Below are 18,994 nucleotides of genomic sequence, written 5' to 3'. Positions count from 1 at the left end.
CGAGCAACCGTCTTATAAATGAAACACCGCCCTCAGCTATACTCCCCGCATTTCGAATCAGGCCCGAGGATTGACTGTGAAGAACTGGACGTTGCGCCAACGCATTTTGGCGAGCTTTGCGGTAATTATCGCCATCATGTTGCTGATGGTGGTCGTCTCGTATTCGCGACTGTTGACGATCGCAAACAGCGAGGCCAGCGTGCGTGATGACGCTCTGCCAGGGTTGTATTACAGTTCGATGATTCGTGGCGCGTGGTCCGACAGTTATGTACGCATTCAGGCCATGCTCGGCCTGGAGGAAGGGCAGGGCTTCACTGCCGAGGATGCCGCGAACTTCAAGGGCTTCGCTGATCGGTTGAAAGAGCAGATGGACCTCTACCGTACAACGATTACCGACGAAGAAGACAGGGTCGATTACGCAGCCTTCGAAAAACTTCATGAGGACTACCACCGGATTCTGGCCGATGTGATCGAGTTGTATAAACGCAACCAGAACGCCGAGGCCGTCAACATGTTCAAAGGTGAACTGACCCCGACCTGGATAGCGGGTCGAATGAAGGTCAATGACATCCTGCGTCATAACAAGACTGTGGCGGACACAGAAATAGCGGCCATTGATGATGCGGTGATCACCGCCAAAGTCATCATGGGCATTTCCCTGGCGATCGCGGTGCTGGCCGCCGCCCTCTGTGGCCTGTTGTTGATGCGCGCCATCATGGCGCCGATGAACCGCATCGTGAAAATCCTCGAAATCATGCGCACGGGTGACCTCAGCAGCCGCCTGAACCTGGAGCGCAAGGACGAATTCGGCGCAGTAGAGACCGGCTTCAACGACATGATGAGCGAGCTCACTTCTCTGGTGTCCCAGGCCCAGCGCTCGTCAGTGCAGGTGACCACGTCGGTGACCGAAATCGCCGCGACGTCCAAGCAGCAACAAGCCACCGCCACCGAAACCGCCGCCACTACCACGGAAATCGGCGCGACCTCCCGTGAAATCGCCGCCACTTCCCGGGATCTGGTGCGCACCATGACTGAGGTCTCCACCGCTGCCGATCAGGCTTCCGTGGCCGCCGGCTCCGGACAGCAGGGCCTGGCGCGCATGGAGGAAACCATGCACTCGGTGATGGGCGCGGCCGATCTGGTCAACGCCAAACTGGCGATCCTCAACGAGAAGGCCGGCAACATCAATCAGGTGGTGGTGACCATCGTCAAGGTCGCCGACCAGACCAACCTGTTGTCGCTCAACGCCGCCATCGAGGCCGAGAAGGCCGGGGAGTACGGGCGCGGTTTTGCCGTGGTCGCCACCGAAGTGCGGCGTCTGGCGGACCAGACGGCCGTGGCCACCTACGACATCGAGCAAATGGTGCGCGAGATCCAGTCGGCGGTATCGGCCGGGGTCATGGGCATGGACAAGTTCTCCGAAGAAGTGCGTCGCGGCATGTCCGAGGTGCAGCAGGTCGGCGAGCAGTTGTCGCAGATCATCCATCAGGTTCAGGCGCTGGCGCCGCGGGTACTGATGGTCAACGAAGGCATGCAGGCCCAGGCCACCGGCGCCGAGCAGATCAACCACGCGCTGGTGCAGTTGGGGGATGCCAGCAGCCAGACCGTCGAGTCCTTGCGCCAGGCCAGTTTCGCCATCGATGAGCTGAGCCAGGTGGCCGTCGGGCTGCGCAGCGGCGTTTCGCGATTCAAAGTCTGATGAGTGAAATCACGGCCAAACGCTCTGCCGTGAAGCAGGCGCTGCATGCATTGTTCCTGGTGTTCCGCATCGGCAGCGAGCGCTATGCCTTGCAAGCCATCGAGGTGGCGGAAGTGCTGCCGCGCCTGCCGTTGAAGCCAATTCCCCATGCACCCGCCTGGGTCGCCGGGGTGTTCGCCTATCGGGGCGCGGTGGTGCCAGTGATCGACTTGAGCGCACTGACCTTTGGTACACCTGCACAGGCGCGTACCAGTACGCGGCTGGTGCTGGTCAACTACCGGCCGGATGCAACCACCGAGGCGCACCTGCTCGGGTTGATTCTGGAACAGGCGACCGACACCTTGCGTTGCGATCCGGCGGATTTTCAGCCCTACGGCCTGGACAATCGGCAGACGCCTTACCTGGGGCCGGTGCGCAAGGATGAGCAGGGCTTGCTGCAATGGGTGCGGGTCAGCGATCTGCTGGACGAGCAGGTTCGCGCATTGTTGTTCCCCTCGCCGCCACTGGATCCGGCGCTGCTTGAGGAGCGGTCATGAGTAGCGATCAGCGTTTTTTCGACTTCCTCAAGGAACGTATCGGTCTGGACGTGACCTCCGTGGGGCCTGCGATCATCGAGCGAGCGGTGCGCCAGCGCAGCATCGCTGCGCAAGCACCCTCGGCCGATGAATATTGGCGCACCTTGCAGGGCTCGCGGGAGGAGCAGCAGGCGTTGATCGAAGCGGTGATCGTTCCGGAAACCTGGTTCTTCCGCTATCCGGAATCCTTCGCCACCCTGGCGAAACTGGCGAGCAAGCGTCTGGCCGAGATCAATAATCTGCGCGCACTGCGGATTCTCAGCCTGCCGTGCTCCACCGGCGAAGAACCGTACTCGATCACCATGGCGTTGCTCGATGCCGGGCTCCAACCGCACCAGTTCAAGGTCGACGGCATGGACGTCAGCCCGTTGTCGGTGGAAAAAGCCAAACGTGCGGTGTACGGCAAGAATTCTTTTCGGGGTGACGATATTGTGTACCGCGACCGTCATTTCATTGCCGAAGGCGAGAGCTATCGCCTCAATCCACGCGTACTTGAGCAGGTGCGCTTGCAGGTTGGCAATCTGCTGGATCCGGACTTGCTTGCCGGCGAACCACCGTTTGATTTCGTGTTTTGCCGCAACCTGCTGATCTATTTCGACCAGCCGACCCAGAAACAAGTTTTCGATGTGCTCAAGTGTCTGACCCACGTTGACGGCGTGCTGTTTATCGGTCCGGCCGAAGGCAGTCTGCTGGGGCGTTTGGGGATGCGCTCGATCGGTATTGCGCAGTCCTTCGCGTTCAGTCGGCAAGGGACGCCCGACCCTGAGCCTTTGCCGGCATTCGTTCCAGCGCCATTGCCAGTGCCGCAGCCGTTGCGCAACCCACCGCCTGCGCCAGCGCGCAGTCGTCCATTTGCCCGGGTTGCGCCGCTGCAGCCTGCGCCTGCGATCTCAGGTGCCGACACTGCCGTGCTGCTGGCCAATATCGCCGCGCTGGCCGATGAAGGCAAAAGCGCCGAGGCACGAGCGGCGTGTGAAAGCTACTTGCGCAGCCATGAGCCGGTGGCTCAAGTCTTTTACTGGCTGGGACTGCTCAGCGATGTGGCCGGCAATACCCTTGAAGCCCAGGGTTTTTACCGCAAGGCGTTGTACCTCGAACCGCAACATCCTGAAGCGTTGATGCACCTGGCCGCATTGCTGCAGGCCCAGGGCGACGCGCCGGGAGCCAGACGATTGCAGGAGCGTGCCGCCCGCAGCGGGCGCGCCGCCGACAGTGAGCGCAAACGATGATCGCCTCCGACACCATTAGCGTCACCCGGGATGCCCAGGCCATCGACGACTGCTGGAACCACATCGGTATCCACGGCGATAAGTCCTGTCCGCTGCTTGGCGAGCATATTCATTGCCGCAATTGCGCGGTGTATTCGGCGGCCGCGACGCGTTTGCTCGATCGCTATGCGTTGCAGCAGGAAGATCGCGGGCCAGTGTCCGTCACGGTTGAGAGCGAGGTAAAAACCCGCTCGTTATTGATGTTCCGTCTGGGTGAAGAATGGCTGGGCCTGGCCACGCGCAGCCTGGTGGAAGTGTCGCCGTTACAGGCGATTCACTCATTGCCGCACCAGCGTTCCCGGGCCTTGCTCGGCGTGGCGAATGTGCGCGGCGCGTTGGTCGCCTGCCTGTCGCTGGTGGAGCTGCTCGGGCTCGACGGCACCAGTAACGTGGCTCCCGGCGCGCGGGTCATGCCACGCATGCTGATCATCGCGGCCGATGGCGGGCCGGTGGTGGTGCCGGTGGATGAGGTCGACGGGATTCATGCCATCGATGAGCACGTCCTCGATGCCGCGTCGCGCTCGGGTGCTCAGGCCAGCGCCAAATACACCCGTGGCGTGTTGCAATTCAAAGGTCGCAGCCTGCGTTGGCTGGATGAAGAGCAGTTGCTGTCCGCCGTGACCCGGAGCCTCACATGACCCCCGAGCAAATGCGCGACGCCTCTTTGCTGGAGCTGTTCAGCCTGGAAGCCGAAGCCCAGACCCTGGTCTTGAGCGCCGGCCTGCTGGCGCTTGAGCGCAACCCGACCCAGGCCGATCAACTTGAATCGTGCATGCGTGCGGCGCACTCGCTCAAAGGCGCGGCGCGGATCGTCGGCGTCGATGCCGGAGTCAGCGTCGCCCACGTGATGGAGGACTGCCTGGTCAGTGCCCAGGAAGGCCGCCTGTTGCTGCGCCCCGAGCACATCGATGCACTGCTGCAAGGTACTGACTTGCTGATGCGCATCGCCACACCGAACAGCACGCCGGGGACCGCGGACATTGACGCCTATGTGGCATTGATGGCGCGGTTACTGGACCCGGCGGCCGCTGTGGTTGCGCCTGCTGCACCAGTAATGGCCGAGCTGCAACTCGAAGCCCCCGCGCCCAGGGTCGAGTTGCCGGTGCCTGCCGTCGAACCGCCAGCGGCGTCAGATCCGGCCCCGCGCAAGACCAAACGCACCACCGAAAACGGCGAACGTGTGCTGCGTGTCACCGCCGAGCGCCTGAACAGCCTGCTCGATCTGTCGAGCAAATCCCTGGTGGAAACCCTGCGGCTCAAGCCGCACCTTGCGACCATGCAGCGACTCAAGCGCATGCAGAGCAACAGCCTGCGCGCACTGGAAAGTCTCAACGTTCATCTCAAGGACCAGGCCCTGAGCCTGGAGGCCCGGGAAGCCCTTGAGGATGCGCGGCGCTTGCTGGCGCAATCCCAGCAATTGCTCATGGAAAAGAACGCCGAACTCGATGAGTTCGCCTGGCATGCCGGCCAGCGCGCACAGGTGTTGTACGACACCGCGCTGGCCTGTCGCATGCGGCCGTTTGCCGATGTGCTGACCGGGCAGGTGCGGATGGTCCGGGATCTGGGGCGCGACTTGGGCAAACAGGTGCGGCTGGAAATTGAAGGCGAGAAGACTCAGGTCGATCGCGATGTACTGGAAAAACTTGAAGCACCGCTGACTCACCTGTTGCGCAACGCAGTCGACCACGGCATCGAAACGCCGGAACAACGTCTGCTGGCGGGCAAGCCGGCTGAGGGTTTGATTCGCCTGCGAGCTTCTCATCAGGCCGGTTTGCTGGTGCTTGAATTGAGCGATGACGGCAATGGTGTGGACCTGGAGAAGGTCCGCCGCAGCATCGTCGAGCGAAATTTGTCGCCCGCGCAAACCGCCGCGCAGTTGAGTGAAGAGGAACTGCTGACGTTCCTGTTCCTGCCCGGTTTCAGTCTGCGCGACACGGTCACCGAGGTGTCCGGTCGCGGCGTCGGACTGGATGCGGTGCAGCACATGGTCCGGCAGTTGCGCGGCGCGGTGGTATTGGAGCAGACGGCGGGCGAGGGCAGTCGTTTCCACCTTGAGGTGCCGCTGACCCTGTCGGTGGTTCGCAGTCTCGTGGTGGATGTCGGCGACGAAGCCTATGCCTTCCCGCTGGCTCATATCGAGCGCATGTGCGACCTGGAACCGGCAGATATCGTGCAGGTCGAAGGCCGCCAGCATTTCTGGCACGAAGGCCGGCATGTCGGGTTGGTGGCGGCCAGCCAATTGCTGCAACGTCCGGCCAGTCAGAACAGCGGGCAAACCCTGAAAGTCGTGGTGATTCGCGAGCGCGATGCCATCTACGGCGTGGCGGTCGAGCGCTTTATCGGCGAGCGCACGCTGGTCGTGTTGCCGCTGGATGAGCGTCTGGGCAAGGTGCAGGACATTTCCGCCGGGGCCTTGCTCGATGACGGTTCGGTGGTGCTGATCGTCGATGTCGAAGACATGCTGCGTTCGGTGGACAAGTTGCTCAATACGGGGCGTCTGGAGCGCATTGCCCGTCACAGCAATCAGGTGGTCGAGGCGGCCCGCAAACGAATTCTGGTGGTGGATGATTCCCTGACCGTGCGAGAGTTGCAGCGCAAGCTGTTGCTCAATCGCGGATACGACGTGGCGGTTGCGGTGGACGGCATGGACGGCTGGAACGCGCTGCGCTCGGAGGATTTCGATCTGCTGATCACCGACATTGACATGCCGCGCATGGACGGCATCGAACTGGTCACGCTGCTGCGTCGGGACAATCGCCTGCAATCGCTGCCGGTGATGGTGGTGTCCTACAAGGATCGTGAAGAGGACCGGCGCCGTGGACTGGATGCCGGGGCCGACTATTATCTAGCGAAGGCCAGTTTTCATGATGACGCCTTGCTCGATGCGGTGGTCGAGCTCATTGGAGGAGCGCGGGCATGAGGATCGCAATCGTCAACGACATGCCCATGGCGGTGGAGGCCCTGCGCCGCGCCCTGGCATTCGAGCCGGCACACAAGGTGGTCTGGGTCGCCGGCAATGGCGCCGAAGCGGTGCGCCAGTGCGCGCAGGACACGCCGGACCTGATTCTGATGGACCTGATCATGCCGGTGATGGATGGTGTCGAGGCCACGCGGCGGATCATGGCCGAGACCCCGTGTGCCATCGTCATCGTCACCGTGGATCGCCAGCAGAACGTGCACCGGGTGTTCGAGGCCATGGGCCACGGTGCGCTGGACGTGGTCGACACCCCGGCCGTCGGCACCGGCAATGCCCAGGAAGCGGCCGCGCCGTTGTTGCGCAAGATCCTGAACATCAGCTGGCTGATCGGCGACAAGGGCAACCACCCGCGCCCGACGCCGGCGCCAATGCGCAGCTCGGGCTCACGCCAGAGCCTGATCGCCATCGGTTCATCCGCCGGTGGGCCGGCAGCGCTGGAAGTCTTGCTCAAGGGACTGCCGCACAATTTCTCACCGGCCATCGTGCTGGTACAGCACGTTGACCAGGTGTTTGCCGCCGGCATGGCCGAATGGCTCGGCAGCGCCAGTGGCCTCAACGTGCGGTTGGCCGAGGAAGGCGAGCCACCGCAAAGCGGCACGGTGTTGCTGGCCGGCACCAATCACCATATCCGCTTGCTGAAAAACGGCACGCTGGCCTACACCGCCGAACCGGTCAATGAAATCTACCGACCCTCAATCGATGTGTTCTTCGAGAGCGTGGCCAGTTACTGGAACGGTGACGCCATAGGGGTTTTACTCACCGGCATGGGGCGTGATGGCGCCCAAGGGCTTAAACTCATGCGCCAACAGGGCTACCTGACCATCGCACAAGACCAAAGCAGCAGTGCGGTGTACGGCATGCCTAAGGCGGCCGCAGCCATCGACGCTGCCGTGGAGATTCGCCCGCTGGACAAGATAGCGCCACGATTGCTGGAGATTTTCGCCAAATGAGCACCTTTTTCTGCATTCCTGGCCCAGGTAGTACTCAGGTGACCGTACATGAATGAATTACAGCTCGACGACTTCAAGACCGACGAAAACGCCGCCATGGTGTTGCTGGTGGACGATCAGGCAATGATCGGCGAAGCCGTGCGCCGCGGTCTGTCGAACGAAGAGAATATCGACTTCCACTTCTGCGCCGACCCGCACCAGGCCATCGCCCATGCGGTCCGCATCAAGCCGACGGTGATTCTTCAAGACCTGGTGATGCCGGGGCTGGACGGCCTGAGCCTGGTGCGCGAATACCGCAATCACCCGGCGACCAAGGACATTCCGATCATCGTCCTGTCGACCAAGGAAGACCCGCTGATCAAGAGCGCAGCTTTCGCGGCCGGGGCCAACGATTACCTGGTCAAGCTGCCGGATACCATCGAACTGGTCGCGCGCATCCGCTATCACTCGCGCTCCTACATGACCCTGCTGCAACGGGATGCGGCGTACCGCGCGTTGCGGGTCAGCCAGCAGCAACTGCTCGACACCAACCTGGTGCTGCAACGCCTGATGAACTCCGATGGCCTGACCGGGCTGTCGAACCGTCGCCACTTCGATGAATACATGGAACTGGAGTGGCGCCGTTCGCTGCGTGAGCAGAGCCAGTTGTCGTTGCTGATGATCGATGTCGACTACTTCAAGGCCTACAACGACAGCTTCGGCCACCTGGAAGGCGATGAAGCCCTGCGCAAGGTCGCCGCGGCGATTCGTGACGCGAGCGCCCGGCCTTCGGACCTGCCGGCCCGTTACGGCGGCGAAGAGTTCGCCCTGGTACTGCCCAATACCTCCCAGGGCGGGGCGCGGCTGGTTGCCGAGAAGCTGCGCCAGACCGTGGCAGCCTTGAAGATCCCACATAATTCGCCGACCGAAGGTTCGAGCCTGACCATCAGCATCGGCCTGTCGACCATCACCCCGAAAGCGGGTAGCAATTGCCGCGACCTGATACTGGCGGCGGACAAGGGGCTGTATTCGGCGAAGAATAACGGGCGTAATCAGGTGGGGATCGGGTAACGAAAAGCGGTGTTCGTAGCGCTGTAGCAGCTGCCGAGCCCGCGAGGCTGCGTTCGAGGACTGAGTCCTCGCCATCGCCGTTTTCCTGAAAGACCGCATCGTCCGGTTTTACGACGGCTGCGCCGCCGAACGCAGCCTCGCGGGCTCGGCAGCTGCTACGAGTGCCTTGCCGTGGAAACCATTCGCCGGTAAACCCGCCATGCGGGCTGCCGGGGCCGCTTGATTACGGTATACTCGCCGGCTTTCAAAAGTTCGCCAACGAGTGCTGCCCGTCATGGAAATCAACCCGATCCTGAACACCATCAAGGACCTGTCCGAGCGCTCCGAAACTATTCGGGGGTATCTTTGACTACGATCAAAAGCATGAGCGTCTGACCGAAGTCAATCGCGAGCTTGAAGATCCGAGTGTCTGGAACAAACCTGAATACGCCCAGGAATTGGGCCGCGAGCGCGCTGCGCTGGCGCAAATCGTCGATACCCTCGACGGGTTGAACACCGGTCTGGCCGATTGCCGCGACCTGCTGGACATGGCCGTCGAAGAAAACGACGAAGGCGCAGTGGACGATGTCGTCGCCGAGCTGGCCCGACTCGAGGAAAGTCTGGCCAAGCTGGAATTCCGTCGCATGTTCAGCCACGAAATGGACCCGAACAACGCCTATCTGGACATCCAGGCCGGTTCCGGCGGCACCGAAGCCCAGGACTGGGCCAACATTCTGCTGCGCATGTACCTGCGCTGGGCCGACAAACGCGGTTTCGACGCGACCATCATGGAACTGTCCGCCGGTGAAGTCGCCGGGATCAAGGGCGCCACCGTGCACATCAAGGGCGAATACGCGTTTGGCTGGTTGCGGACCGAAATCGGCGTGCACCGTCTGGTGCGCAAGAGCCCGTTCGACTCCGGCAACCGTCGCCACACCTCGTTCTCCGCGGTGTTCGTCTCGCCAGAGATCGATGACAAGGTGGAAATCGAAATCAACCCGGCAGACTTGCGGATCGACACCTATCGTTCCTCGGGTGCCGGTGGTCAGCACGTAAACACCACCGACTCGGCCGTACGTATCACCCACGTACCGACCAATACCGTGGTCAGCTGTCAGAACGAACGTTCCCAGCACGCCAACAAAGACACCGCCATGAAAATGCTGCGGGCCAAGTTGTACGAGCAGGAAATGCAGAAGCGCAACGCGGCGTCCCAGGCGCTGGAAGACACCAAGTCCGATATCGGCTGGGGTCATCAGATCCGTTCGTATGTGCTCGATGCCTCGCGGATCAAGGATCTGCGCACCAACATCGAACGCAGCGACTGTGACAAGGTGCTCGATGGCGACATCGACGAATACCTGGAAGCGAGCCTGAAGTCCGGGCTGTAAGCAATGCAATACCGGATCGGCTGACTCCCCGCGATCCCTTGTAGGAGCCGGCTTGCCGGCGATCCCCAGGCCGCAGGCCTGGGGGCAACGAACCTGTGATGGAATATTTAAAGACATGAGCGACCTAGAACTCGACCCGCAAGCCCTGCAACAGGAAGAAAACTCCCTGATCGCCCTGCGCAAGGAAAAGCTTGCTGCCGAGCGCGCCAAGGGCAATGCCTTCCCCAACGACTTCCGCCGCGAAAACTACTGCGAACAACTGCAGAAACAGTACGCGGACAAGACCAAGGAAGAGCTGGCAGAGGCTGCGATCCCGGTCAAGGTTGCCGGTCGTATCATGCTCAACCGTGGCTCGTTCATGGTGATCCAGGACATGACCGGTCGCATCCAGGTCTACGTCAACCGCAAGACCCTGTCTGAAGAAACCCTGGCCGCGGTGAAAACCTGGGACATGGGCGACATCATTGCCGCCGAAGGCACCCTGGCCCGTTCCGGCAAGGGCGACCTGTACGTTGAAATGACCAGCGTGCGCCTGCTGACCAAATCCCTTCGCCCGCTGCCGGACAAGCACCACGGCCTGACCGACACCGAGCAGCGCTACCGCCAGCGCTACGTTGACCTGATCGTCAACGAAGACGTGCGCCAGACCTTCCGCGTGCGTTCGCAAGTCATTGCTCACATCCGCAGTTTCCTGATGAAGCGTGACTTCCTGGAAGTGGAAACGCCGATGCTGCAAACCATTCCGGGCGGCGCGGCAGCCAAGCCTTTCGAAACCCACCACAATGCGCTGGACATGGGCATGTTCCTGCGTATCGCGCCGGAGTTGTACCTCAAGCGCCTTGTTGTCGGCGGCTTCGAGAAAGTGTTCGAGATCAACCGCAACTTCCGTAACGAAGGTGTATCGACTCGTCACAACCCTGAATTCACCATGTTGGAGTTCTACCAGGCCTACGCCGACTACGAAGACAACATGGACCTGACCGAAGAGCTGTTCCGCGAACTGGCGCAGCTGGTTCTGGGCAGCACCGACGTGCCGTACGGCGACAAGGTGTTCCACTTCGGCGAGCCGTTCGTGCGTCTGTCGGTGTTCGACTCGATCCTCAAGTACAACCCTGAGCTGACCGCTGACGACCTGAACGACATCGACAAGGCCCGCGCCATCGCCAAGAAAGCAGGCGCCAAGGTGTTGGGCTTCGAAGGCCTGGGCAAGCTGCAGGTGATGATTTTCGAAGAGCTGGTCGAGCACAAGCTGGAACAGCCGCACTTCATTACCCAGTACCCGTTCGAAGTGTCGCCGCTGGCCCGTCGTAACGACGAGAACCCGAACGTCACCGACCGTTTCGAATTGTTCATCGGTGGTCGTGAAATCGCCAACGCCTACTCCGAGTTGAACGACGCGGAAGACCAGGCCGAGCGCTTCATGGCTCAGGTGGCCGACAAGGACGCCGGCGACGACGAAGCCATGCACTACGACGCCGACTTCGTTCGTGCGCTGGAGTACGGCATGCCGCCAACGGCGGGTGAAGGTATCGGCATCGACCGCCTGGTGATGCTGCTGACCAACTCCCCGTCGATCCGCGACGTGATCCTGTTCCCGCACATGCGGCCGCAAGCATAAGTGTTTCAATTAAAAAGCCGCCTTTTCAGGCGGTTTTTTATTGCCTGTCTGGTACAAACGTATCAACTTGTTACTTTCATCTGAGAGGAAATACCTGTCGTGATTCGTGCAATGGCTCAAGAAGGTGCAGCGGGTATCGCCACTGCGGTCGCTGAAAGTGTTCAGTACCAGGGCCGCAAGGCCAGCCGACAGGGCAGCGAGCAGCGTCGACAGGACATTCTCGACGCCGCGATGCGCATTGTCGTGCGCGATGGCGTGCGCGCCGTACGGCACCGTGCGGTGGCCGCCGAGGCGCAAGTGCCGTTGTCGGCGACCACTTACTATTTCAAGGATATCGATGACTTGCTCACCGACACCTTTGCCCAATACGTGGAACGCAGTGCGGCGTACATGGGCAAGCTGTGGGTGAACAACGAAGGCTTGTTGCGTGAAATGATCGACAGTGGCGACGGCAGCCCGCAGGCGCGCTCGAAACTGGCGGACGATATTGCGCGGCTGATGACCGATTACGTTCATCGGCAACTGGTCAATCGCCGTGAGCATTTGATGGCCGAGCAGGCGTTCCGCCAGGAGGCATTGCTCAACCCGCGCCTGGCCGAGCTGGTGCGCTCGCATCAGCAAATCCTGTTGCAGGGCTCTTGCCAGCTGTTCCAGGTGTTGGGCTCGCGCGAGCCGCATCAGGATGCCAAAGTGTTGACGGCGATTATCGGCCGGATGGAATATCAGGGGCTGCTCAACGTAGAAGAGCCTGCCGCCGAAGAGGAAATGCTCGGCATCCTGACGCGCTACATGCACCTGGTGCTGGCGTCGGAGTGAGTTGAGCGCCGTCCCCGTAGCAGCTGCCGAAGGCTGCGTTCGGGGACGAAGTCGTCGTAAAACCTACCACCGTGTTCCTTCAGGTTGATTCGGGATTCAGGTTTTGCGACTGCTTCGCAGCCGAACGCAGACTTCGGCAGCTGCTACCGGTCAGCGCGAGGGGCGTATGTTTCATAGGGAGTATTGAATGAAAGCCTGGCGTGTCGTTGTGATCGCCTTGTCGTTCCTGCTGCTCAGTGGCTGTCTGGTGACCTTCAAGGAACCGCTGCCTGCAAGCGAACCCGCGCCCAAAGGATTGCTCGGCAAATGGACCAGCACCAATGCCTGGGGCGAGCCGCTCAACCTCGAACTGACCCGCATCGGCAACAACCGCTATCAGGCCGTCAGCTACTACCGCGCTCGGCCCAGGGAACGTGAAGCCTATCCGTTCACCCTGTCGCGCCATGGCAACCGCTGGTATCTGTCGGCGAAGGTGCCGGCGCAGTTCGGCGGGCATTTCACCATTGGCGGGTTTGAGTTGACCGACAAGCATGAACTGGTGGTCTACAACCTCGACCTCGACCAGATCAACCAGGCCATGAAGCAAAAAGCCCTGAGCGGTGAAAGCTTCCAGACCAACGACGGCGAAGGCGTATTGATCGACAGCAACATGGATCAAGTCGCCGCCTACCTCGACGACCCGGCCAATTCCGATGTGTTCGTCGAGGCTGTGCGCTATCAGCGTCAGGCCAAAGCCAAATAACCGGCACCAACAGGTTTTTACAGGAGTTTCGCGTGGACGATTACCAACAGTCGATACGCATTTTGTCCGATCGCATCGTGCTGGCGCAGACGCCGATCCGCGTTCTCGATGCGGTCAAATGGGACGACAACATTCGCAAGGGCTTCCTCAAGGCCAAGGGCAAGGAAATGCCGGCGGTGGACCGCGACTACTACCTCAACCGGCCGCTGGCGTTCGATTCCAGCAAAGTGAAGCTGGAGTTCCAGAACATCGAGCGCGACATCACCCGCCAGCTCGGCCAGTTCAACCCGGTCGGCCAGATCATGCGCCGCATGTGTAAGGAATACCGCATGGTGGTGCGCATGCTCGAAGCGCGTGGCACCGAGGATTTCGGCCTGATTTCCCAGGAATTGTACGGCGCCGCGTCCGATGCGTTCCATGCCGGCGACCCGACGCTGTCCGACCTGGGCATGATGTTGTCCGAATACCTGAACAACATTGACGGCCGTGGCGACCTCAAGGATGAGCCGAAGACATTGACCGCCAAAGATGCCGTCAACCTGCTGCAACACCGCTTGAACAAGGTGTTCGGCGAGGCCGAGGAAACCATCCGGGTGTTCGAGTCCGACGGGATCGTCGCCGATGCGGCGGCGGGCGCCGACTACATCAAGATCCGCGCCGATGCGATGTTCAACGACCGCGACGTGCGGGCGCTGGAAGTGCATGAAGGACTGGTGCACGTCGGCACCACCCTCAACGGCCTGAACCAGCCGATCTGCACTTTCCTCTCCAAGGGGCCGCCCTCGTCGACGGTGACCCAGGAAGGCCTGGCGATCCTGATGGAAATCATCACCTTCGCCTCGTACCCGAGTCGCCTGCGCAAGCTCACCAACCGCACGCGCGCGATTCACATGGTGGAGGAGGGCGCGGATTTCCTGCAGGTGTTCGAGTTCTTCCGCGAGCAAGGTTTCGAAATGCCCGAGAGCTACAGCAACGCCAGTCGCGTTTTCCGCGGCTCGGTGCCGACAGGTCTGCCATTTACCAAAGACTTGTCCTACCTCAAGGGCTTCATCATGATTTACAACTACATTCAACTGGCCGTGCGTAAAGGCAAGCTGGAGCAGATACCGCTGTTGTTCTGCGGCAAAACCACCCTGGAAGACATGCGTACCTTGCGCCAGTTGGTGGACGAAGGCCTGGTGGTACCGCCCAAGTACCTGCCGGAACAGTTCCGCGACATGAACGCGTTGTCGGCGTGGATGTGCTTCTCCAACTTCCTCAACCACCTGAGCCTGGACCGGATCGAGGCGGATTACTCCAACATCCTCTGAGGTTCACACGGACCCCATGTGGGAGCGAGCTTGCTCGCGATGGCGGCTTAACATTCAACATGGGTGCAAGCTGACAGATCGCTATCGCGAGCAAGCTCGCTCCCACAGGTAATGTGTTCCAACTCAATACTTGCAAGGTTTCAACGGATGAGAATCCTCGGCATCATCTGCCTTCTCCTGACCTTGAGCGGTTGCAGCTCGCTATTGTTCTACCCGGAACCCGGCCAGTTGTTCACCCCGGAAAAGGCCGGCCTCGAATACCGCACCGTCACCCTGAACACCGCCGATGGCCTCAAGCTGAATGCCTGGTGGCTGCCGGCAAAGCCGGGTGTCGAGGTCAAAGGCACGGTGTTGCACCTGCACGGCAACGGCGGAAACCTGCCCATGCACCTCGGCGGGAGCTTCTGGTTGCCGAAAAATGGTTACCAGGTGTTGCTTGTGGACTATCGCGGTTACGGCTTGTCCGAAGGCAAGCCGAGCCTGCCGGCGATCTATCAGGACATCGATGCGGCGTTCGCCTGGCTGGACAAGGCGCCGGAGGTTCAAGGCAAGCCGCTGATCCTGCTCGGCCAGAGTCTCGGTGGTTCGATGGCCGTGCATTATCTGGTCCGGCACGCGGAACGCCAGAAGCAACTCAAGGCCATCGTGCTCGATGGTGCACCCGCCAGTTATCGCAGTGTGGGCCAGTTTGCCCTGAGCAATTCGTGGCTGACCTGGCCGTTCCAGGTGCCGTTGTCGTGGCTGGTACCGGACGGCGACAGCGCGATCAACGCCATGGCACAACTCAAGGATGTGCCGAAACTGCTCTACCACAGCATCGACGATCCGATCGTGCCTCTTTCCAACGGCATCCGACTGTATCAAGCTGCGCCGCCGCCGCGGGTGCTGCAACTGACCCGTGGCGGTCATGTGCAGACGTTCGCCAATCCGGTCTGGCGCAAGGTCATGCTGCGTTATCTTGATGACCCGCAGCATTTCAACGGCCTGCGCCGGTTGGGTGAAATCCCCGACTACCCGGCGCCCCCGAATTCTGAAGATGAACCACCAGAGAGTCCGCAATGAGTGAAGAACGTAACGCCATCCCGCTGATCATCACCGGTATCTGCAGCATCCTCGGCACCGTCGCTGCCCTGTGGTGGTACGGCTACCTGCACTTCGCCAAGCCCGAGGATGCGTTGCTGCTCAGTGACTTCACCATGCTCAAGACGATTCCGGGCGAAGACTACAAAGTCTCCCTGGAGCCGGCGGCGCAAGTGGCGCAGTGATAGCGGTATATCAATCAACATCAATGTTGAATGTTAAATCGCAATCGCGAGCAGGCTCGCTCCCACAAGGTTCACTGCGCTGTCGATCAGTGTTTTTGTTTGTCCTCAGGCATCGACAAATCGTGCAGATGCCGACGGGACAACGCGAGAAAGCGCGGGGTCGGCCCGATGTCTTCGTACAGCGGATCGCCTTCTTCATCGGTGGCGACCACGGTCGATCCTTTGACGTACGGGAAGCTTCTTTCCAGCTCTTCCAGCGCGGCGCCGATCAGGTCGCCGAGCAGTTCTTCGGGATGCCGCTTGGGGTACATCTCGACGAGCGCGGCCAGTCGTGCGGCAGACTCCACGTCCAGATGAATCGAGTACCCGGTGTCGGTCAGGCGCCCCTTGGCGTTTTCTTCCCAGTGGTGGGCAAGCTCGCGGATTTTCATATTGACCTCATTACGCTCCCGCTCGTGGCAGGCTGGGTGAGTGTCCGGCATTGGCCGGTGATAGCCGTTGTAAGGCTTATCTTCAGACTAGCTTCAACAGGCAGGGTTTGAAGTCCCTTCGTCGTCTTGCTTGTAAGAACCTGTCTGGAGCGGCACTCTCTAGGTTCTTAGCCGCCCGGATTTTTTGCTGGAGACCTGCTGATGACCGATATTGATGCACGCTTGCGCGAGGATGTTCACCTGTTGGGTGAGCTGTTGGGCAACACCATTCGTGAACAATATGGCGATGGTTTTCTCGACAAGATCGAGCAGATCCGCAAGGGCGCCAAGGCTGACCGGCGCGGCTCCATGGACGCCGAACTCAGCGCCAGCCTCAACCAATTGACCGAAGACGAACTGTTGCCGGTAGCGCGGGCGTTCAATCAGTTTCTCAACCTGGCCAATATCGCCGAGCAATACCAGTTGATTCACCGTCGGGAGGAGTCTCAACAGGCGCCGTTCGAAGCCCGGGTGTTGCCCGAATTGCTCGCGCGCCTGCGCGCCGAGGGTCATGGTGCCGAAGCACTGGCCCGGCAATTGGGGCGACTGGAGATTGAACTGGTGCTGACGGCGCACCCGACCGAAGTCGCGCGCCGTACGCTGATCCAGAAGTACGACGCCATCGCCGCGCAACTGGCGGCGCAGGATCACCGCGACCTGACCAGTGCCGAGCGCGAGCAGATCAAAACCACCTTGCAGCGTCTGATCGCCGAAGCCTGGCATACCGAAGAAATCCGCCGCACGCGTCCGACGCCGGTGGACGAAGCCAAGTGGGGTTTCGCGGTGATCGAGCATTCGCTGTGGCAGGCCATTCCAAATTATCTGCGCAAGGCCGATCAGGCCCTGCACGCCGCCACCGGCCTGCGCTTGCCACTGGAGGCCGCACCGATTCGCTTTGCCTCGTGGATGGGCGGCGACCGCGACGGCAACCCGAACGTGACGGCGGCGGTTACCCGAGAGGTTTTACTGTTGGCGCGCTGGATGGCGGCTGATTTGTACCTGCGGGATGTCGATCACCTTGCCGCTGAACTGTCGATGCAGCAGGCCAGCGATGAATTGAAGGCCAAGGCGGGTGACAGCGCCGAACCTTACCGGGCAGTGCTCAAACAGCTGCGCGAACGCCTGCGGGCGACGCGCAACTGGGCGCACACCTCGTTGTCGACGCCCACACCGGCACCGACCGATGTGCTGCAAAACAACCGCGAACTGCTCGACCCGCTGGAGCTGTGCTACCACTCGCTGCATGAATGCGGCATGGGCGTGATCGCCGACGGGCCGTTGCTCGATTGCCTGCGTCGGGCAGTGACGTTCGGTCTGTTCCTTGTTCGTCTGGATGTGCGCCAGGACTCGTCGCGGCACACCGCCGCCATGACCGAAATCACCGATTACCTGGGCCTGGGTCGCTACGAGGACTGGAGCGAGGAGGAGCGCATCGCCTTCCTGATGCGCGAACTGAACAACCGTCGGCCATTGCTGCCGACGTATTTCAAACCGTCCGCCGACACCGCCGAAGTGCTGGCGACCTGCCGGGAAATCGCCGCTGCGCCGCAGGCGTCTCTTGGTTCCTATGTGATTTCCATGGCCGGTGCCGCCTCCGATGTGCTGGCCGTGCAATTGCTGCTCAAGGAATCCGGTGTGCTGCGGCCGATGCGCGTGGTGCCGCTGTTCGAAACCCTGGCCGACCTCGACAACGCCGGCCCGGTGATCGAGAAACTGCTGCTGTTGCCGGGCTATCGCTCGCGCCTGCAAGGCCCGCAGGAAGTGATGATCGGTTACTCCGATTCAGCCAAGGATGCCGGCACCACCGCGGCGGCCTGGGCGCAGTACCGGGCGCAGGAGCGGCTGGTGGATATCTGCCGTGCGCAGCAAGTGGAGCTGCTGTTGTTCCACGGACGCGGCGGCACTGTGGGGCGTGGCGGCGGTCCGGCCCACGCGGCGATCCTGTCGCAGCCACCGGGTTCGGTGGCGGGGCGGTTCCGCACCACTGAACAGGGCGAAATGATCCGATTCAAATTCGGCCTGCCGGACATCGCCGAGCAAAACCTCAATCTGTATCTGGCCGCTGTGCTTGAAGCGACGTTGCTGCCTCCGCCGCCACCTACGCCTGAATGGCGACACTTGATGGATGAACTGGCGGCAGACGGTGTCAGCGCTTACCGCGCGGTGGTGCGGGAAAATCCGCAGTTCGTGGAGTATTTCCGCCAGTCCACGCCGGAACAGGAACTCGGTCGTTTGCCGCTGGGCAGCCGTCCGGCCAAGCGCCGGGCCGGGGGGATCGAAAGCCTGCGGGCGATTCCGTGGATCTTCGGCTGGACCCAGACACGCCTGATGCTCCCAGCCTGGCTGGGTTGGGAATCTGCCCTGAGCAAGGCTCTGGAGCGTGGCGAAGGCGAACTGCTGGGGCAGATGCGTGAGCAATGGCCGTTCTTCCGCACTCGCATCGATATGCTGGAAATGGTCCTGGCCAAGGCCGATGCCGACATTGCACAGTCCTACGACGAGCGTCTGGTGGAGCCGAATCTGTTGCCATTGGGCGCGCACTTACGCGACCTATTGTCGCAGGCGTGCACCATCGTTCTCGGCCTGACCGGGCAATCGCAGCTGCTGGCACATAGCCCGGCGACCCTCGAGTTCATCCGCTTGCGCAACACCTACCTCGACCCGCTTCATCTATTGCAGGCCGAGTTGCTGGCCCGTTCGCGAGTGCAGGACGTGGCGCAGGACAGCCCGGTAGAACAGGCCCTGCTGGTGTCTGTCGCGGGGATTGCCGCCGGATTGCGTAACACCGGCTAAGGTTTTTGCCGTGGGGTCAGGCATCCGGCAGGTGAGGCGGATGCCTCCGCAGCAGGGGTTGAAAAGTGCTGTCAGGCGACAGTTAATGATG

Annotated in this window: 15 protein-coding genes and 1 pseudogene; 15 read left to right on the top strand and 1 reads right to left on the bottom strand. The window is 61.3% G+C overall.

All coding sequences use genetic code 11. From position 1 onward, the window contains the following. Nucleotides 1-76: 76 nt before the first annotated feature. From AB4Z35_RS00880 to AB4Z35_RS00815, 14 genes and pseudogenes are all read left to right on the top strand, one after another. Complete coding sequence (locus tag AB4Z35_RS00880) at nucleotides 77-1,699, top strand: methyl-accepting chemotaxis protein (RefSeq protein WP_442095698.1); 1,623 nt, start codon at nucleotides 77-79, stop codon at nucleotides 1,697-1,699. Then, nucleotides 1,699-2,235 carry a chemotaxis protein CheW gene (locus AB4Z35_RS00875; RefSeq protein WP_007996967.1) on the top strand — a complete coding sequence of 179 codons (537 nt, stop codon included), beginning with the start codon at nucleotides 1,699-1,701 and terminating at the stop codon, nucleotides 2,233-2,235. The genes AB4Z35_RS00880 and AB4Z35_RS00875 overlap by 1 nt, the downstream gene beginning before the upstream one ends. Beyond that, nucleotides 2,232-3,503 (top strand): CheR family methyltransferase, encoded by a 1,272-nt coding sequence (locus AB4Z35_RS00870; protein WP_442095697.1) that lies wholly within the window; start codon nucleotides 2,232-2,234, stop codon nucleotides 3,501-3,503. The genes AB4Z35_RS00875 and AB4Z35_RS00870 overlap by 4 nt, the downstream gene beginning before the upstream one ends. Next, nucleotides 3,500-4,180 carry a chemotaxis protein CheW gene (locus AB4Z35_RS00865; protein ID WP_442095696.1) on the top strand — a complete coding sequence of 227 codons (681 nt, stop codon included), beginning with the start codon at nucleotides 3,500-3,502 and terminating at the stop codon, nucleotides 4,178-4,180. Before AB4Z35_RS00870 ends, AB4Z35_RS00865 begins: the two co-directional genes overlap by 4 nt. Further along, a complete protein-coding gene (locus tag AB4Z35_RS00860; RefSeq protein ID WP_442095695.1) occupies nucleotides 4,177-6,462 on the top strand; it encodes a hybrid sensor histidine kinase/response regulator in 2,286 nt (761 codons plus the stop codon). The genes AB4Z35_RS00865 and AB4Z35_RS00860 overlap by 4 nt, the downstream gene beginning before the upstream one ends. Further along, nucleotides 6,459-7,469 carry a chemotaxis response regulator protein-glutamate methylesterase gene (locus AB4Z35_RS00855; RefSeq protein WP_442095694.1) on the top strand — a complete coding sequence of 337 codons (1,011 nt, stop codon included), beginning with the start codon at nucleotides 6,459-6,461 and terminating at the stop codon, nucleotides 7,467-7,469. The genes AB4Z35_RS00860 and AB4Z35_RS00855 overlap by 4 nt, the downstream gene beginning before the upstream one ends. A 48-nt stretch (nucleotides 7,470-7,517) precedes the next feature. After that, complete coding sequence (locus AB4Z35_RS00850) at nucleotides 7,518-8,519, top strand: diguanylate cyclase domain-containing protein (RefSeq protein ID WP_442095693.1); 1,002 nt, start codon at nucleotides 7,518-7,520, stop codon at nucleotides 8,517-8,519. Between the two features lie 274 nt (nucleotides 8,520-8,793). Next, a protein-coding gene (gene prfB, locus AB4Z35_RS00845) for a peptide chain release factor 2 (protein WP_104450710.1) occupies nucleotides 8,794-9,889 on the top strand; the annotation gives its coding sequence in 2 pieces (ribosomal slippage) (nucleotides 8,794-8,865 and nucleotides 8,867-9,889; 1,095 coding nt in all). A 115-nt stretch (nucleotides 9,890-10,004) separates the two neighbouring features. Then, the gene (lysS, locus tag AB4Z35_RS00840; protein WP_008019605.1) at nucleotides 10,005-11,507 is read left to right on the top strand and encodes a lysine--tRNA ligase; all 1,503 of its coding nucleotides are present in this window, start codon (nucleotides 10,005-10,007) and stop codon (nucleotides 11,505-11,507) included. Between the two features lie 111 nt (nucleotides 11,508-11,618). Next, nucleotides 11,619-12,323: a TetR/AcrR family transcriptional regulator gene (locus AB4Z35_RS00835; protein WP_442095903.1), complete on the top strand. Its 705-nt coding sequence runs from the start codon at nucleotides 11,619-11,621 to the stop codon at nucleotides 12,321-12,323. A 187-nt stretch (nucleotides 12,324-12,510) separates the two neighbouring features. Continuing rightward, entirely contained in the window at nucleotides 12,511-13,065 is a 555-nt protein-coding gene (locus tag AB4Z35_RS00830; RefSeq protein WP_442095692.1) for a hypothetical protein, read from the top strand. A gap of 32 nt (nucleotides 13,066-13,097) precedes the next feature. Next, a complete protein-coding gene (locus AB4Z35_RS00825; protein ID WP_116265086.1) occupies nucleotides 13,098-14,375 on the top strand; it encodes a flavohemoglobin expression-modulating QEGLA motif protein in 1,278 nt (425 codons plus the stop codon). 147 nt (nucleotides 14,376-14,522) lie between these two features. After that, nucleotides 14,523-15,437, top strand: a complete 915-nt coding sequence (locus AB4Z35_RS00820; protein ID WP_442095691.1) for an alpha/beta hydrolase — start codon at nucleotides 14,523-14,525, stop codon at nucleotides 15,435-15,437. Further along, nucleotides 15,434-15,637: pseudogene (locus AB4Z35_RS00815) on the top strand (hypothetical protein); the annotation flags it as partial. The gene AB4Z35_RS00820 and the pseudogene AB4Z35_RS00815, both read left to right, overlap by 4 nt. A gap of 89 nt (nucleotides 15,638-15,726) precedes the next feature. On the opposite strand, the gene AB4Z35_RS00810 reads toward AB4Z35_RS00815, so the two are convergent. Beyond that, nucleotides 15,727-16,071, bottom strand: coding sequence for a hypothetical protein (locus AB4Z35_RS00810; protein WP_007990789.1), 345 nt, complete (start codon nucleotides 16,069-16,071; stop codon nucleotides 15,727-15,729). 201 nt (nucleotides 16,072-16,272) lie between these two features. On the opposite strand from AB4Z35_RS00810, the gene ppc reads away from it, so the two are divergent. Beyond that, nucleotides 16,273-18,903 (top strand): phosphoenolpyruvate carboxylase, encoded by a 2,631-nt coding sequence (ppc, locus tag AB4Z35_RS00805; protein ID WP_442095690.1) that lies wholly within the window; start codon nucleotides 16,273-16,275, stop codon nucleotides 18,901-18,903. The last annotated feature ends 91 nt before the right edge of the window (nucleotides 18,904-18,994 follow it).

Source organism: Pseudomonas sp. KB_15 (assembly GCF_052114525.1).
Lineage (GTDB): Bacteria > Pseudomonadota > Gammaproteobacteria > Pseudomonadales > Pseudomonadaceae > Aquipseudomonas.
The sequence above is the reverse complement of the archived record's forward strand: the minus strand, read 5'-3'. Positions and strand labels throughout refer to the sequence as shown.

Excerpts from the sequence above, each read along its gene's own strand:
- AB4Z35_RS00810 (WP_007990789.1), bottom strand. The coding sequence starts at position 16,071 with ATGAAAATCCGCGAGCTTGCCCACCACTGGGAAGAAAACGCCAAGGGG.
- AB4Z35_RS00875 (WP_007996967.1), top strand. The coding sequence starts at position 1,699 with ATGAGTGAAATCACGGCCAAACGCTCTGCCGTGAAGCAGGCGCTGCAT.
- AB4Z35_RS00855 (WP_442095694.1), top strand. The coding sequence starts at position 6,459 with ATGAGGATCGCAATCGTCAACGACATGCCCATGGCGGTGGAGGCCCTG.
- AB4Z35_RS00865 (WP_442095696.1), top strand. The coding sequence starts at position 3,500 with ATGATCGCCTCCGACACCATTAGCGTCACCCGGGATGCCCAGGCCATC.
- ppc (WP_442095690.1), top strand. The coding sequence starts at position 16,273 with ATGACCGATATTGATGCACGCTTGCGCGAGGATGTTCACCTGTTGGGT.
- AB4Z35_RS00835 (WP_442095903.1), top strand. The coding sequence starts at position 11,619 with ATGGCTCAAGAAGGTGCAGCGGGTATCGCCACTGCGGTCGCTGAAAGT.
- AB4Z35_RS00870 (WP_442095697.1), top strand. The coding sequence starts at position 2,232 with ATGAGTAGCGATCAGCGTTTTTTCGACTTCCTCAAGGAACGTATCGGT.
- AB4Z35_RS00830 (WP_442095692.1), top strand. The coding sequence starts at position 12,511 with ATGAAAGCCTGGCGTGTCGTTGTGATCGCCTTGTCGTTCCTGCTGCTC.
- AB4Z35_RS00850 (WP_442095693.1), top strand. The coding sequence starts at position 7,518 with ATGAATGAATTACAGCTCGACGACTTCAAGACCGACGAAAACGCCGCC.
- AB4Z35_RS00860 (WP_442095695.1), top strand. The coding sequence starts at position 4,177 with ATGACCCCCGAGCAAATGCGCGACGCCTCTTTGCTGGAGCTGTTCAGC.
- AB4Z35_RS00820 (WP_442095691.1), top strand. The coding sequence starts at position 14,523 with ATGAGAATCCTCGGCATCATCTGCCTTCTCCTGACCTTGAGCGGTTGC.
- lysS (WP_008019605.1), top strand. The coding sequence starts at position 10,005 with ATGAGCGACCTAGAACTCGACCCGCAAGCCCTGCAACAGGAAGAAAAC.